Raw genomic sequence first — 14,223 nt, forward strand, 5'->3', positions numbered from 1 at the left:
GCGCTGTCTCGATGGCCTCGGGCTACGCCTCCTTCTTCTCGTGCTCGGCGAGCGCGCGGTAGATGCTCGCGACGCTGGGAGCCTGGCCCTTGCGCTTGCCGGTGGGGATGATCAGGTCGGGCTGGATCTGTTCGACCGACTCGCCGTTCGTCTGGCGGCGGAGCACGGTGTGCAGCATGTCCTTGGTGATGACGGGTGGTCGGCCGCCATGCTTGCCCTTGCGGGCCGCCGCGTCGAGTCCTTCGAGGGTCGACTCCCAGATGTTCTCCCGCTCGGTCTCGGCCATCGCTGCGAAGAACGCGAACAGCAGGCGGCCGGGCCCGCTCGGGTCGTACATCCCGGGCAGGGGTCCGGCGAGCATCTCCAGGACCAGGCCGTGGGCGGTGAGGTGGTCGGCGAGCGCGGTGAGTTCGGCAGCGTCGCGGCCCAAGCGCTTTATCTCGTAGACGGTGAAGATGACGCGGCAGTGTGGGGCGTGGGCTTTGAGCTGGCGGGCGAGGGCGAGTGCGGCCTCGAACCGGGGCCGGACCCGTACGCGGGTGCTGATCTTCTCGGAGAACACCTTGTCCCGCGGAATGCCGTGCTTGGCGAGAGCGTCGAGCTGGGACTGGAGTTCCTGGGTGAGCGTCGAGCACCGCGCGTACCCGATGCGGATGTCCGCACGTTCTGCCGCCATCCCGCGACTGAGCTCGCTCCCGCCCGCATCCCAGGCGCGCCACGGGAGAACCGCGATTGCGCAGATTGCGCAATGCAGGCCAGGCCGTGGCGGGGCGGGGTGTGCGGGAGGATGGTGTGCATGGATCAACTCGGTGCCGCGCTGCGGGCGTGGCGGGACCGGCTGGACCCCGCGACGGTGGGCTTCGCACACGGCTCACCCCGTCGGGTCCCCGGTCTGCGACGCGCGGAGCTGGCAACGCTGGCCGGCATCTCGGTCGAGTACGTGGTCCGGCTGGAGCAGGGACGGGTCGCGACGCCCTCGGCGCAGGTCTGCTCGGCCCTGGCTCGCGCCCTGCACCTGTCCGATGACGAGCACGCTCACCTATTGCGCATGGCCGGCCACACAGCGGGTCCGAGCCGGGTTCCGCGAGTGATCCCAGGGAGTCTGTACCGGATCGTGGACCAGCTCGCCGGCAACCCGTTGGCGATCTATGACGCCACCTGGCAGTTGCTGCACTGGAATCCGCTGTTCGCGGCCACGTTCGGCGATCCCACGGTCCGCGGTGTGGGAGATCGCAACGTCCTGGTCTGGCAGTTCCTGGGTGAGCTGCCCCGGGTCCGGCAGACGGCGGCCGAGCGGGTGGCGTTCGAGGAGTCACTCGTCGCCGACCTGCGCGCGACGACGAGCCGGTACCCCGACGATCCCGATCTCGCGGCGTTGGTATCGAGGCTGAACCTCAGCCCACGGTTCTGCGAGTTGTGGGGCCGCCGAGCGGTGGGCGGTCACCAGAGTGCGCACAAACTCGTCCAGCACCCGGATGTCGGAGACATCGCCATGAACTCCGACATCCTCAACACCCAGGACACGAACCTCCGCCTCGTGGTGTACACGCCGCAGCCAGGCACCGACGCCCGCAGCAAACTCGAATTCCTTGCGGCCGTTGGGATCCAGAGAGTGTCTCCTCAGGGATGAAGGCTCGCCTTCTGACGCGTCCGGTGGACCGGGCTGCTGGGTGGTACGCGCGGTACCAGGAAGTCCCGTAGCTCCCGCCAGCCCTCCTAGAGGCCCAGCCTGGAGTGCGTGAACAGCGCACGACCGTGCTGTTCGAACCAGGAGGAGCCAGCATGACCACCACATTCATCACCGGGGCCAACAAGTCCCTCGGTTTTGAGACCGCTCGTCGCCTCATCGAGGCGGGGCACACCGTCCTCCTCGGCGCTCGTCACCGTGAGCGCGGTCGGGCCGCGGCCGAGTCGCTCGGCGCCCGGTTCGTTCAGATCGACGTGACCGACGACACCTCAGTCCAGGCCGCGGCCGCGGATGTCGCCGCGCATGAGGGAACGATCGACGTCCTGGTCAACAACGCCGGCGTCCTCGGCAAGGTCGGCCCCGTCGAGGAGTACACTGCGGCCGACGTGAGCGCCGTGCTCGACGTGAACGTCGTCGGGATCGTCCGCGTCACGCACGCCTTCCTCCCGCTGCTGCGCACATCGCCGAACCCCGTCATCGTCAACGTGTCCAGTGGGATGGGCTCCTTCGGCATGACCCAGGACCCGGCACGGATCGAGTCGCAGTACGCCCTGCCCCTGTACGGCGCTTCGAAAGCCGCGGTCACGATGCTCACGACGCAGTACGCCAAGGAACTGAAGGACGTAAGGGTCAACGCCGCAGACCCCGGGCAGACCGCGACCGACTTCACCGGCGGCATCGGACACAGCGTCGCCGACGGCGCAGAGTCCATCGTGACTCTCGCGACGATCGGCCCGGACGGGCCGACGGGACAGTTCATCGACCGATCCGGGAACCTCCCGTGGTGAACCTGGCCTGAGCTCAGGGTGAGTCGACCTGCAGCCCTGCGCGTACCTCATGCTCGTAATCTGTGCGCTCAGTCATCACGAAGGACGGCTGTGCCCGCGCTGCCAGCTTGCCTGCTCGAGCCCCTGTGGGACCAGTTCGCCGCGCTCCTCCCCGTCCGGGAGGGATTCGTCGTCGGCCACCCGCTGGGCTGTCACCGCCGCCGGATCCCGGACCGAACCGTCTTCGAGCACGTCGTGCTCGCGCTGGTCCATGGTTCCGGCTACGAGCGGATCTTCACGCCCGGGTGCTCGGACCGCACCATCCGCCGACGCCTCAAAGAGTGGTCTCGGCAAGGGGTTTCCAAAGCGCTGCACGCTCTCGCCCTGGACGCCTACGACCGGATGATCGGCCTCGACCTTGGCGAGATCTCGGTGGACGGCTGCATCACCAAGGCACCGTCCGGCGGGGAGAAGGCCGGCCGCTCGCCGGTCGACCGGGGCAAGCAGGGGCGAAGCGCTCCGCCGCCTGCGACGCCCGCGGCGTCCCGCTGGGGATCGTCTCGCCCTTGAGATCGTCGGGTAGGTCCTGCTGGCGTGGTCGAGGAGCCGGATTCCCACGGCCTTCTCGGAGAGGCTCGCGGCGGTGACGGTCACGGCGAGCAGGAGCCCGATCGTATCGGTGAGGATGCCTCGCTTCCTGCCGACGATCTTCTTGGCGGCATCGGTTCCCTGGCTGGTCAGGGGCACGTTGGAGGAGGTTTTGATGCTCTGGGTGTCGATCACGGAAGCCGTTGGTTCGGGCTTGCGTCCTTCCTTCACGCGGGCCAAGCCGACGAGGTCGTAGTTGAGCTGGGTGAATATCCCCTCGTCACGCCAGGCTGCGTAGTAGGCGTAGACGGTGCCGTGGTTCGGGAAGTCGCGCGGGAGGTATTTCCAGGGGATTCCCGTGCGGTTGATGCAGAGGATTGCGTTGAAGACGTCCCGCAGTTCGACCTTGGCCGGCTTTCCGGTGGGCCTGCGGTCGAACCGGGCTTGTCGCCAGGCCATCAACGTCGGCTCGATCAGGGCCCATCGGGCATCGGACAGGTCGCTGGGGTACGGCTTGCGCTCGCTCACGTCCAAGATCGATCACGGGCCAGCCCGGAAGCCTTGCTTCCGTTGACCAAGGGCGTGTCCGTGTCATTTTCAAACCAAACGGACTTCCATGCGCAGAAGCGACGGAGACGGACACCAGTCCTCCCTGCTCCACCTGGGAGGAATGCATCTAATCGGGCGAAGAGAATCAAAGTGGGGTGGGAGTGAAAGCCGCATTCCTGAATAAGCCTGGGTAAACGCCCTCTGAGGACGCCGGCCGATGGGTCAAAGGCTCCCCCATTCCACGCCGGGACTACGTGCGCCCGGCCAAGGACGCGAAGCGTGACGTCTTTGCGCGGGTGCCAGTCCACGACAGGGCGGCCACCACATGAGCACCGGAGGCTGACGATTCACACTGAGTGGCTACGCAGAGGGCCAGGCGTCCTCGACAATCGCGTGCACCACCGAGTCGCGCCACTTTCCGGCTCTCTCGATGTGCTGCCGGATGATGCCCTCCTCCACCAGGCCCGCCTTCGCCATGGTCCTTGCCGACGCCTCGTTCAGAGGCGATCGTGCTCCCCAGATGCGGTGGAGATTCAGGTCCTCGAAACCGAGTCCGAGGAGGAGGCGCACCGACTCAACGCCGTATCCGAATCCCCAGACCTTGGCGTTCAGTGCGAAGCCGAAGGTGGCGCCGCGGGGCTGGTGAGGATCGGTGGCTATGCGGCCGAACCCGATCAGGTCGTCGCTGTGGCTCTCGACGATTGCGAGGGCGTACTCACTGCGGGGTGAGGCGCTGGCCGAGGCAACGGAGCGAGCGACGATCTGGCCTACCTGTGCTCGCGTCCGCGGCTCGAACGACATGTGCTTCGTCGTCTCGTGGTCTCCGTAGATCGCGTGAACCGCGTCTACGTCGTCGATGGTGAGTTCGCGAAGTTCCAGGCGCTCGCTGGAACGGCTGATCGGGTACATGCAGGGACTGTATCCCGGGCCTACCGAGGCAGAACAGGGCGAGAGGGCTCATACATGCCGATCTCGGTGCGCAGGTCGCCTGCCAGCGGTGTGGCGCTCATCGAGTTGCGGCCGAGGGCGCCCCTTACCCGCTCGGCGGACCGGACGATCCCGTTGTTCCTCATGCCCGGAGCCAGGTCGAGGACGGGCCGGATAGCCGATGCCGCGCCGTCCAGGTCCTCGGCGTGCAGCCGGACGAGGGCCAGGTTGCACTGCGAGCCGGCGAGGTCGCCGAAGGCCCAGTGCGACTGCTCACGATCGCTGAAGCCGCGTACTGCTTCCTCCGCGCGCGCTGCGAGTTGGGTGTCGCCGTAGCCGAGGAGCACCTCGGACTCGACTACGTAGTAGAGCTGCTTTAGCTCCGGGTAGGTGAGCAGGCCTCCCAGCGCGTCCAGGCCATCGGGCACCACCAGTTCGCGAAGCGACTCGGCCCTCTGGTTGGCTGCGCGTACGGCCGCTTCGTCGCCGAGGAGCGCCGCGGCGCGGGCCTCGAGTCCGGGGAGCCAGACGCTGACCGTTCCCTTCTGGTTGGGGGCGTAGGTCGCCTCCTGTCGTGCGTAGTGCAGGGCGTCGTCGGGCCGGCCCGCCCAGTAGAAGATGAGGGACTTGAGCCCGTCAACCACGGCCATCAGGCCCGTGTGCTCTGCCTCCTTCGCGCAGAACGCGGCAACGCGGGCCTGCTGCAGGGCGACCTTGAACTCCCCCATGCCGTGGGAGCCTTTCGCCATCAGGAAGGTGAGCACCGTGGCCATGAAGTGCAGGTCCCTGAGCTGGGACGGGCGGGCTCGTCCGCCTTCGAGGATCCGGAAAGTGTCCTCCTGCGCGTTGGCCAGGTCCTCCCAGATCTCCGAAAGGGGGATGCGGGGGTACAGCTCCACGATTCGGGCGACCTCGTCCTGGAGGAAGCCGAGAGCTTCGTCGCCTACCTGGTTGCGTTCCGCACCCAGGGCGAAATCCATTGCGCGTCGTGCTGCCATTACGCCCGTCCTTTTCATCTCGTGCATGGCCAGGCCGGGTTCGGCCGGACCTTCTGCGCGTGACGTGCCGAACAGTGAGGGGAGCTCCGGCACCGTGCCGGCCGGGACTTCCGCCCACAGCTGGTCGATGCTGTAGCCCAGGAGCCGTACCAACACTCTGCGGGATTCCCGTTGGGGTCTGCGGGTGCCGTAGTACCAGCCCTCGAAGGTTGCCTTCGCCGGGGCCAGAGTCGCGATGGCGGGGTTTTCTTCGAACTCGGCCAGCTCACGCGCAGCCTTCTGGAAGTGGGGCAGAAACGCTGCGAGGTCGCGGAGCTCACGCTGGTCAAGCAGGTACCGGAGCAGCGTCGGCATGGTCTCCCTCATCTCCTGCACGTTTTGCATGTCACTGGCGTCGACGGTAGAGCGCCGCCCCCAACAAGTTGCCCTGCAACCAACGTACTTACGGCGTGGTGCACGACTGAGGTCGGGATGTGCTGTCCTGGCGGTTCGGCTGTTGGGTGATCACAGCATGGCGGTGCGGTCGGAGACCAGGCCGGCGATCGCCAGATTGGTCTCGTCGTAGTACTCGCGACGTCCGATGTACCGCTGAAGGGGCCGCCACTGCTTGTGCTCGGCGTTGGCGTGCTCGACGCAGATCCGCTCCGAGGACTGCTGCTTGCGAGCCTGTTCCCATGCCGTGACCTCGTTGGCCGGGGCATCCTTGCCGGGCTTCTTCGGCGGTGCCTGGACCTGGTCGGGAAACTGTTTGGCCAGGCCCCGGTACCCGGCGTCGACTTTCGCCTTGACCGTGGGATACCGCTCGAACAGGTCGCCGATCCCCTCGGTGTTCACCGCCGTCTGATCGTGCATGCGGCCCGGCCGGATCGCGCCCGTCCACAGGGTGCGGCCCTTCGCATCGGTGATGACGGTGGCCTTCTTGGTGTTCTGCCGCATCTTGCCGGAGACGAAGGCCCGACGGCCGGGCCTGCCGGCCTTCGGGCGCCGTACCCGCACCTCGGTGCCGTCGAGCCGCAGCTCAACGCCCCGCGCATCGGCGTAGGCGAAAACGTCGGCCATCGTGTGCAAGCGCAGTCCGGCCTCGCCGGGGACCGCGAAACCGCGCGCCGCCAAGAGCGGGCGGATCTCGTGGACGGCGCGGGTGATGGTGGAGCGGTCGACGCCGTAGAAGACGGCCAGAACCGCGTGCGGGAGCTGGAACCGCAGGACCACCAGGGTAGCGATCACCCGATCGGCGAAAACCAGTTGATGGCCAGGCCCGCCGCCCTCGGCCCGCAGGCGGTCGTGACCTCGGCGGTCACGCAGCAGGGAATCCTGCCGCGCCTTCCACGGGACAGCCAACTCGGCGATGAGCGCACCAAGTCGATGCCTCTGGATGCCAGTGCAGATATGATGCGAAAGAGCCGAACGGGCCAAGGCAGACGTCACGCTCTCCCCAACCCGTAGGGCTCTCCTCACGTCACGGCCCGGCCGTCTCCTCCCACACACGCCCGGTGCCCCAGTTCGACCATTTCTCGCCTCAGCTTGGCCCGGCACAGCGTTTCTGGCGGGGGTACTTTGGGTCGATTGCCGCCCCGCCTCATCAAAGTTGAGGCGCGACGCGGTCGAGCCGAAGTCCCTCACCACCGGAGTTCACTGTCGTAGAGGCGCCGGTGCCACCATCCGCCGCCTCGCCAGAAGCGCCGGTAGGCGTGCGGGTCGGGCAGGGTCCGGCGTCGGAGCTCGGCGTCCAGGGGCGCCAACAGTCGCCCGAGTTCGGCGCGGGCGGGCAAGGGCAGCAAGTGCAACGCTTCTTCCAGGATGTCCCGGGCATTCGCCACATTGACGAGTGAGGACTCCGGGTGGGGAGAGATCTCGAAGCACAGGTCCAGGTAGCGGCCTGGCTGTCGCAGGAACGCCCGGTAGTGCCTGAGCGCGGCTTCCACCGCCCCGTCCCACAGGCCGTCCCACAGCCCGGCCCGGCAGCCGTCGTGCTCACGTTCCGTGCGCTGGATCTCGGCGCAGGTGCGTTCGGATAGCCCGGGAATTCGATCGGTCCAAGGGCCCCAGACGGGCGGGACCGGATTTTCGGCGCGCAGCGCGCCGGGCCGTCTACGCGGCATGGGCCTTTCGGTAGGTCATCATGACCGACATCGTGCCGGACGGCCGGACGGCCCACAAGGCCCGACGGCCCTCACGGCCACCCGGAAAACTCGCACCAGACGATCTTCCCGGGCTTGCGCTCGTCGACACCTCACTTGTAGGACAGCACCTCGACGAGCGGCAGCCCACGCTCCGTCTTATCGCGGGCCTCCGACGTCGGCGATGCGGCGCGGTGAGCCACCGCCGCTGTCGTGCACCACGCCGTAAGACATCGTGGTGACGATCGACCTGTAATCCATGAGCTCTTTGAGCACGTCAACGGGGACGCCGGCGTCGGCGTGACGCTGGGCATAGGCGTGCCGGAACGCGTAGGGGAAGATCAGCCTGCGGTCGAACGGCAGCCTGTTGCCCTGGTCGTCCAGTTCGTCGCTCAGCAGCACCGGGATGGCCGCGACCCAGTCCCGCATCGCGTTGGCCAGGCTGGACCCCATGTGCGCGATCCCGCGCGCAGGTCTCGGTGTGGCTGGCGGAGGACAAGACTCACAAGGACAAGGAGCGACGATCGTCCTGCACGACCGGGCCCGTCTTCCGTGAGGTCACGCGAAGCGGCAAGATTGCCTCGTCGGAGACCCGCGCGAAGAAGGCGACGAAGCGCGGCGACTACCTGCGGCCGCAGACGGTCGACGAGCGCGTGAAGAAGTGGTTCTACAAGGCCGGGCTGACCACCGACGGCCGTCCCATCTCCTCCCACAGCCTCCGCGCCGGCGGCGCCACGGACCTCGGTATGAACAACGCCACCGAGGAGGACATCGAGGACGCCGGCCGCTGGGCGAAGGGGTCACCGATCCCACGGACGGTGTACGTACGCCCCGCCAAGAATGCGAAGCACGACCCGTTCAGCAAGGTCCCCGTGAACCCTCCGCGGGCGGTCAGCGAGGAGTCTGACGCTCACCACGCGGGGTACAGCCCCTCGCCCGGAGGTTGCCCCTTCAAGTCGAGGCTTCTGCGCGGCATGATGCTGACCATGAGAATTCTGGTCCTGGGCGGAACCTGGTTCCTGGGCAAGCAGGTCGTGAAGCAGGCGTTGGCACGAGGTTGGGACGTGTCCACCTTCAACCGCGGCCGCTCCGGGAGGGACGTGCAGGGGGTAGAAGTCTTTCACGGGGACCGAACCGTGCATGAAGACCTGACGCACCTTGCCGCTTCGGGTCCGTGGGACGCCGTGGTGGACACCTCGAGCTCGGAGATGCCGCCGCGCGACGTTCTTCATGCCGTGCGCGCCCTGCGCGAGAGCTCGAACCGGTGGGTGCACGTCTCCACGGTGTCCGTGTACGACGGATGGCCACACCAGCCACTCACAGAGGCGTCATCCGTCTTGGAGTGCCCGCCAGACGCCGACGAGACCTTCGGTTACACGGGCCCCAACGGCTCCCCCACTACGTACGGGTTCCAGAAGGCAGGCGCCGAGAAGGCCGTGACCGAGGCCTTCGGTGACCAGTCCGTGCTTCTACGCCCTGGCGTCATTCTGGGGCCTGAGGAGTACGTTGGTCGGCTGCCGTGGTGGCTGAACCGAACGGCCACGGGAGGCCGCTTCCTTGCCCCCGCCCCTTACTCTCGCCGAATTCAGCCCGTAGACGTTCGGGACGTGGCCTCGTTTGCCCTTGACCAGACTGCCGCGGCCACCAGCGGACCGTTCAACGTCACCCACCCGGAAGGCATCAGTTTTCGCGACTTCCTCGAAGCTTGTCTCACGACGACGCAGGGAGCCGGCCGGCCGGTGTGGGCCGAGCCCGCCTTCCTGCTGGATCAACATGTGACGCAGTGGACGGAGCTGCCACTGTGGCGCACCCACGAGGGGGCGTGGGCTGTGGACCCGGGCCGTGCTGTGAATGCCGGGCTGCGATGCCGACCGGTCACGGACACGGTTGCGGACACGTGGGCCTGGCTACAGGCGGACGGGCGTCCCGTGCAGCACCCGCGGTGGGCGGAGCACGGGATCGCCCCTGACAAGGAAGCGAAGATCCTTGCGGCTCTTTCCTGATCAGCTTTCCAGCGCGGCCACGGAGCTGTGACCGACCTGAGTCTGCGCACCACGGGTGAAGTGTTCCAGGCGTTCACCGACCTCTGTAGCGAGCGGGGCTTCACGGAACCGAGGATCCGTCAACGACCGGCGCACCTGTCGGGCACGGGACAGAAGGCCCGTCGCCCGCTGGTCGACCGGCACGTCCCAGACCTTGGCCAGGGCGTGAGCTGCCCCGTCCAGATCGCCACGCATCAGCCGGGCCGTGGCCAGGTCAGCCGCCGCGCCCCCTACGACGGCGAGAGACCGGGCGGCCGGCGGCCTGGCGCTTACCAGCTCAAGCGCTCGCTCTGCTGCGGCCTCAGCCTGCGGCCCGTCCATGAGGAGCAAGCAGGTGGAGCCGTTCGACATGGCCAGGCGCTCGTCGCTGAAGCCGAACTCACCCCCTACACCGTCATGCAGTTCGTCGCGCGAGCCGTCACCGGCGTCGGCGGACATAGTCAGAGCGCGCTGGGCCGACGCCACGTCCCCGATATGACCGTACGCGCGGGCCTCAATGGCGGAGAGGCGGCGGTGCGCAACGTCGCCGAGTCCGGGGAGCATGGCGGCACGTCGGGCGTACTGGGCTGCGTCGGCGGGACGACCGGAGAAGTAGGCGATGTAGGCGAGGGTGCCCCCAGCGAAGGCACGCAGCGGCTCGAAGCGGGCAGTCTCCCCGTACAGCGCGGCTGAGCGCGCAAGGCGTGTGGCACCTTCGAACGACCCAAGGTCAAAAGCGGCCGTCGACAGGATGGCGCAAGCCTGTCCAGCAAGGATGAGGAGTTCCTGCTGCTGAATGGGGACCTGCGTACGGTCCCGGTGCTGCTCGATCTCCTCGCGGAGGGCTCGCGCCGTACGCAGTACCTCGAACGGTGGCAGCGCGTTGTAGCTGCGGGCAAGCCGGTGCACGTCGTCGCGCAGTTGTTCCACGGCGGTGTCGGAGATGGAGGCGGAGGCGGCTGCGCCTGCCTCGGTCTGGGCGTCACGTGCAGTCATGTCGATCTCGGCTTCCAGGTTGAACGCGGGTGCGGGTGCATCGGGCGAGGGAGCCATGAACAACTGATCGGCAGGGATGCCGAACATGTCTTGCAGTACGCGGCATGCTTCGGCGGCGGGTGAGCTCTGGATCTTGCCCGAGGTCCATCGTCGAAACTGTGCCTCAGAGACAGTCAGGTTGCCCTTGACGCCGAGCCGCCGGGCAGCGGCCTCGAAGTGGTCCTTGAATTCCCGATAGGTCCAGTGCTTTCGCTCGACCAGAACCTTGAGCACCGTCTTGGGCGGCTCGCCCATCTTGATCTCCTCGGCATCGAGTTCGACCGCCACAGCGCGTGTGTGTCGCTCCCTCATATCAAGGGGATACCGCGCTCGCTTCTTCCCGCAACGCCCGTTTGAAAGACGAGACTTCGAAGCTACTCCCACGCTACTTCGCTCACCTGAAAGAGCATCAGGTGAGTCCCTCTGGGACATGGCGGCGACACCCGGACAGGGCGCACGCTGATCGCCTTCACCGAACGCACCGGTGCAGTGACAAATCAGTCGACCTGCGGAAGGTACGGGACATGCCCCTGATCGCGTCCAGAGCGGCCGTCGAGCCACGAATGCCCGCCCTGCAGCCTGCTGCCGACGCGTCCTCTGTGGTGAGAGAGTGGGTCGGCAAGCTGCCGACCGACCGACGGAATCCGGAGGTCGCTGCAGCTCAGAACGCCCGGGTGCGGTCCAACCTGTGGCTGACGACAGCCCAGTGGCCTGGCCCCGTGGAACGCGCGACAGCCATCGTCCACCACCTGGTGCGAAACGCCGTAAGGCATGGCTCCGCCGGCAGCGACCAGGTCGTGGAACTCAGACTCGCCATCACTCAACCAGGAGCGTTGCTGATTGAGGTAGCGGACAGCCTCAGCCAGTTCGCAGGGTTCGACGCGGCCACCTGCTCGCGCGGCGGACTGCACAAGGCGCAGCGTCTTGGAGCTGTGCTCGCCTGGTTTCCCACTCCCACCGGGAAGACCGTGCAAGCGCGGATCCCGGCTCCCACGGTGCAGTCATGACACTGGTCGCGGACACGAGCACCGACGGCTTACGGCGCCTCGCTGCCAGCCTGCAATGGATGGCTCCGCCGGCGCTGACCTCTGAGGTCGTAGAGAAGACCGTCGACGACGTCGAGAGCGTGCTCGGCCCCGGTAGCCCCGTTGCGGGATTCTCTTCCTGGTCCGCGAAGGAGCGACCTGACACCAGGGCTCAGCAGCCGCTCGCCCTCACGATCGCGGACCTCCGTCTGCGCCTCGACTTCCTCATCCTCGAGGCAGTGTCCTGGGACCCCCAGACCGCAGCCGAGGAGATCGCACGCGCCGAAAGTCTCGCAGACAGAGACTTCCCGGCCGACGTCGGTGAAGCCCACGGTCTGCTCAACCTGATGGCCCTCGCCGCCATGGACCTACTCGAGCGGCTTGCCCCCATCCCCCCTGACTGCCGTGCTCTGTCGTCCCCGCCCCCCGTAGGGACGACAGAGCACGGCACTCAGGACCACCGGAGAGGAACGCCAGATGTGCAGCCACAGCCCCAGGTGCCCTCCCGCCACGGACACCGACGGAGAGGCCGCCATGGTCGTCAGAAGGGCTGACGCTCAGGGTTGGGCACAACTCTGCAACGGCGTCGTCATTTTCGAGGACACCGGAGCCCTCTTCCCGGACGGCCAGATCAACGCGCCCCACCGCCCTCACTGACCATGCCGAGAGAGACGACTCCACCCGTGCCCCCGACCATCCAGCGGACAGTCATCCCCTACATCACACAGAGGAAGGGCGAAGTCGCAGCGCCCGACAATCTGATCCTGGTGCCCGCAAATCGGAGCCACGGCCGGGGCCGATTCCGGCTGTTCTACGCGGACGAGGACCCCAAGGACCGCGACAGGCGACAAGTTCTCTGGGCCCGGGTTTCGTTCAACGACTACGACGCCCGCAATCTCCCCACAGGCGAACCCGAGTGGAAGCTCATGCATCCATTCCGCCAGCGGATCACAATGGAAGGGCTGCGCTGTCAGATCTGCACGGCCTCCGCGCAGACGCCTCTGGGAACCATTTTTCTGGCCGGCGCCCATGACTACGAGGACAAAGCGCCGCCGCTCCTCACCAACCAGCCGCCGGTGTGCCCGAAACATGTCCGCACGGCCGTGTCCCTGTGCAGCCACCTCTACGAAGACCCGATCGTGTTCCTCGCGACGAGCGCACCCCTGTACGGGGCCCTCGGCACGGTCTACGGCCTGATCGACGGGGAAGTCCAGGTCGTGGCGCAGCCGAAGGAGCCGCTTCCCTTCCGGCACTCGAACACGCCCACACTCCTCGCTTCGCAGCTCGTTCGCCGCTTGACGCATTACCGCGTCCTCACCGTGGACGAGCTGACGCGGGAACTGGCCGCGGTTCCCACATAGACCGCTGGTGGGCGGCCGAACGGATCCGGTTCGACCGCCCACCAGCTTCAGACCCCGGCGCGGGGGATCAACCTGACCCGCTCCCCCGCGGCGCCTCGTAAGACCCCCGCGCCGGTCCTCAGAGATGCACATCAACCGAGGAGACAAGACAATGACGATCACCCACGAGACGGCCGAACCGCAGGCGCTCACCGGCCTGCCGGCCTTCCTGGAACTCGAGATCACGGGCCGCTGCCAACTGGCCTGCTCCCACTGCTACGCCGAGTCCGGGCCCACGCAGGGCCACGGCAGCATGACCGTCGACGACTGGAAGCGCATCCTCGACGAGGCGGGCGCCGGCGAGACGGAGACCGTGCAGTTCATTGGCGGCGAGCCCACCATGCACCCCGCGTTCGCCGAGCTCGTCAGCCACGCCCTGGACGTCGGGCTCCGCGTACGGGTCTACAGCAACCTCTACCTCGTGCGGGACGAGCACTGGTCCCTGTTCTCGGATTCGTGGGTGAGCTTGGCTACCTCGTACTACTCCGACGACGCCACCGAGCACGACGGGATCACCGGCCGCAAGGGCTCCCACGCATCGACCAGGGCCAACATCGTGGAGGCCGTACGACGCGGCATCTCCGTGAAGGTCGGGATCATCCATATGCGGGAAGGTCAGCGCTCGCAGGAAGCCCTGGCCGAGATGCAGGCCATCGGCGTCGCCCAGGTGGGCATCGACAACGTGCGCGCCGTCGGGAACGCGGCGACGGAGAAGCGTCTGTTGCCCTCGACGTCCGAGCTGTGCGGGCGTTGCGCGGACGGTAAGGCTGCCGTTCTGCCGGACGGAACAGTCGCCCCGTGCGTGATCGCTCGATTCTTGCCCGGCGGGGACGTCAAGGGTGGAACCCTGGCCAGTGTCATGGGCAGTGAGCAGTGGGCCAAGGTCGCAGCGAGCATTCCCTCGTACAAGGAGGGGTGCTTGCCGGACGAGGACTCGTGCCAGCCGGCGCCCTTCGCCCCGGGCACAGCCTGCAAGCCGAACTCCGACGGGTCCGACTGCGGCCCGGCCGAGACGCCGGCCTGCAACCCCAAGTACTAGGGAGTCCAGCATGGACTGGGAGACACACGCGCGAGGGCTGGCCGCCGCGGTGGTCCGGCCGGAATCG

Annotated in this window: 15 protein-coding genes and 2 pseudogenes; 9 read left to right on the forward strand and 8 right to left on the reverse strand. The window is 67.4% G+C overall.

What is annotated here, in order from left to right; genetic code table 11:
- Positions 1 to 22: 22 nt before the first annotated feature.
- Positions 23 to 676, reverse strand: coding sequence for a recombinase family protein (locus ABT001_RS32740; protein WP_351285021.1), 654 nt, complete (start codon positions 674 to 676; stop codon positions 23 to 25).
- Between the two features lie 120 nt (positions 677 to 796).
- Here ABT001_RS32740 and ABT001_RS32745 point away from each other — a divergent pair, with 120 nt between their 5' ends.
- The 3 genes and pseudogenes from ABT001_RS32745 to ABT001_RS32755 form a co-directional block, all read left to right on the forward strand.
- A complete protein-coding gene (locus ABT001_RS32745; RefSeq protein ID WP_351285023.1) occupies positions 797 to 1,630 on the forward strand; it encodes a helix-turn-helix transcriptional regulator in 834 nt (277 codons plus the stop codon).
- Positions 1,631 to 1,782: 152 nt separating this feature from the next.
- Positions 1,783 to 2,475, forward strand: coding sequence for an SDR family NAD(P)-dependent oxidoreductase (locus tag ABT001_RS32750; protein ID WP_351285025.1), 693 nt, complete (start codon positions 1,783 to 1,785; stop codon positions 2,473 to 2,475).
- 90 nt (positions 2,476 to 2,565) lie between these two features.
- Positions 2,566 to 3,017 (forward strand): annotated as a pseudogene (locus ABT001_RS32755) (transposase); the annotation flags it as partial.
- Here ABT001_RS32755 and ABT001_RS32760 read toward each other — a convergent pair.
- The 6 genes and pseudogenes from ABT001_RS32760 to ABT001_RS32785 form a co-directional block, all read right to left on the reverse strand.
- Positions 3,016 to 3,570: pseudogene (locus ABT001_RS32760) on the reverse strand (IS5 family transposase); the annotation flags it as partial. The pseudogenes ABT001_RS32755 and ABT001_RS32760 sit on opposite strands and share 2 nt — an antisense overlap.
- 381 nt (positions 3,571 to 3,951) lie before the next feature.
- Complete coding sequence (locus ABT001_RS32765) at positions 3,952 to 4,500, reverse strand: GNAT family N-acetyltransferase (protein ID WP_351285027.1); 549 nt, start codon at positions 4,498 to 4,500, stop codon at positions 3,952 to 3,954.
- A 20-nt stretch (positions 4,501 to 4,520) separates the two neighbouring features.
- Positions 4,521 to 5,900 (reverse strand): hypothetical protein, encoded by a 1,380-nt coding sequence (locus ABT001_RS32770; RefSeq protein ID WP_351285029.1) that lies wholly within the window; start codon positions 5,898 to 5,900, stop codon positions 4,521 to 4,523.
- Between the two features lie 120 nt (positions 5,901 to 6,020).
- A complete protein-coding gene (locus ABT001_RS32775) occupies positions 6,021 to 6,944 on the reverse strand; it encodes a transposase family protein (protein ID WP_351285031.1) in 924 nt (307 codons plus the stop codon).
- Positions 6,945 to 7,135: 191 nt separating this feature from the next.
- Positions 7,136 to 7,618: a hypothetical protein gene (locus ABT001_RS32780; RefSeq protein ID WP_351285032.1), complete on the reverse strand. Its 483-nt coding sequence runs from the start codon at positions 7,616 to 7,618 to the stop codon at positions 7,136 to 7,138.
- 177 nt (positions 7,619 to 7,795) lie between these two features.
- Entirely contained in the window at positions 7,796 to 8,089 is a 294-nt protein-coding gene (locus ABT001_RS32785; protein ID WP_351285034.1) for a hypothetical protein, read from the reverse strand.
- Positions 8,090 to 8,115: 26 nt separating this feature from the next.
- Here ABT001_RS32785 and ABT001_RS32790 point away from each other — a divergent pair, with 26 nt between their 5' ends.
- Positions 8,116 to 9,639 (forward strand): NAD-dependent epimerase/dehydratase family protein, encoded by a 1,524-nt coding sequence (locus tag ABT001_RS32790; protein ID WP_351285035.1) that lies wholly within the window; start codon positions 8,116 to 8,118, stop codon positions 9,637 to 9,639.
- Here the strand turns inward: ABT001_RS32790 and ABT001_RS32795 are convergent, their stop codons facing one another.
- The gene (locus ABT001_RS32795; protein ID WP_351285037.1) at positions 9,640 to 10,980 is read right to left on the reverse strand and encodes an NsdA family TPR-like regulatory protein; all 1,341 of its coding nucleotides are present in this window, start codon (positions 10,978 to 10,980) and stop codon (positions 9,640 to 9,642) included. It abuts the gene before it with no gap.
- 236 nt (positions 10,981 to 11,216) lie between these two features.
- On the opposite strand from ABT001_RS32795, the gene ABT001_RS32800 reads away from it, so the two are divergent.
- The 5 genes from ABT001_RS32800 to ABT001_RS32820 all read left to right on the forward strand — a co-directional run bounded on the left by ABT001_RS32800 (position 11,217) and on the right by ABT001_RS32820 (position 14,156).
- Positions 11,217 to 11,699: a sensor histidine kinase gene (locus ABT001_RS32800; RefSeq protein WP_351285039.1), complete on the forward strand. Its 483-nt coding sequence runs from the start codon at positions 11,217 to 11,219 to the stop codon at positions 11,697 to 11,699.
- Entirely contained in the window at positions 11,696 to 12,271 is a 576-nt protein-coding gene (locus ABT001_RS32805) for a hypothetical protein (protein WP_351285047.1), read from the forward strand. The genes ABT001_RS32800 and ABT001_RS32805 overlap by 4 nt, the downstream gene beginning before the upstream one ends.
- Complete coding sequence (locus tag ABT001_RS32810) at positions 12,252 to 12,374, forward strand: DUF5999 family protein (protein ID WP_502967561.1); 123 nt, start codon at positions 12,252 to 12,254, stop codon at positions 12,372 to 12,374. Before ABT001_RS32805 ends, ABT001_RS32810 begins: the two co-directional genes overlap by 20 nt.
- 26 nt (positions 12,375 to 12,400) lie before the next feature.
- Entirely contained in the window at positions 12,401 to 13,078 is a 678-nt protein-coding gene (locus ABT001_RS32815; RefSeq protein ID WP_351285043.1) for a hypothetical protein, read from the forward strand.
- Between the two features lie 151 nt (positions 13,079 to 13,229).
- Entirely contained in the window at positions 13,230 to 14,156 is a 927-nt protein-coding gene (locus ABT001_RS32820) for a radical SAM protein (RefSeq protein ID WP_351285044.1), read from the forward strand.
- The last annotated feature ends 67 nt before the right edge of the window (positions 14,157 to 14,223 follow it).

The sequence above is a fragment of the Streptomyces sp. NPDC002793 genome, from assembly GCF_040295485.1.
Lineage (GTDB): Bacteria > Actinomycetota > Actinomycetes > Streptomycetales > Streptomycetaceae > Streptomyces.

Bases quoted from the DNA above. Each gene is read 5' to 3' on its own strand.
- ABT001_RS32820 (WP_351285044.1), top strand. From the start codon at position 13,230: ATGACGATCACCCACGAGACGGCCGAACCGCAGGCGCTCACCGGCCTG.
- ABT001_RS32770 (WP_351285029.1), bottom strand. From the start codon at position 5,900: ATGCAAAACGTGCAGGAGATGAGGGAGACCATGCCGACGCTGCTCCGG.
- ABT001_RS32805 (WP_351285047.1), top strand. From the start codon at position 11,696: ATGACACTGGTCGCGGACACGAGCACCGACGGCTTACGGCGCCTCGCT.
- ABT001_RS32765 (WP_351285027.1), bottom strand. From the start codon at position 4,500: ATGTACCCGATCAGCCGTTCCAGCGAGCGCCTGGAACTTCGCGAACTC.
- ABT001_RS32745 (WP_351285023.1), top strand. From the start codon at position 797: ATGGATCAACTCGGTGCCGCGCTGCGGGCGTGGCGGGACCGGCTGGAC.
- ABT001_RS32740 (WP_351285021.1), bottom strand. From the start codon at position 676: ATGGCGGCAGAACGTGCGGACATCCGCATCGGGTACGCGCGGTGCTCG.
- ABT001_RS32810 (WP_502967561.1), top strand. From the start codon at position 12,252: ATGGTCGTCAGAAGGGCTGACGCTCAGGGTTGGGCACAACTCTGCAAC.
- ABT001_RS32800 (WP_351285039.1), top strand. From the start codon at position 11,217: ATGCCCCTGATCGCGTCCAGAGCGGCCGTCGAGCCACGAATGCCCGCC.
- ABT001_RS32750 (WP_351285025.1), top strand. From the start codon at position 1,783: ATGACCACCACATTCATCACCGGGGCCAACAAGTCCCTCGGTTTTGAG.
- ABT001_RS32785 (WP_351285034.1), bottom strand. From the start codon at position 8,089: ATGGGGTCCAGCCTGGCCAACGCGATGCGGGACTGGGTCGCGGCCATC.
- ABT001_RS32780 (WP_351285032.1), bottom strand. From the start codon at position 7,618: ATGCCGCGTAGACGGCCCGGCGCGCTGCGCGCCGAAAATCCGGTCCCG.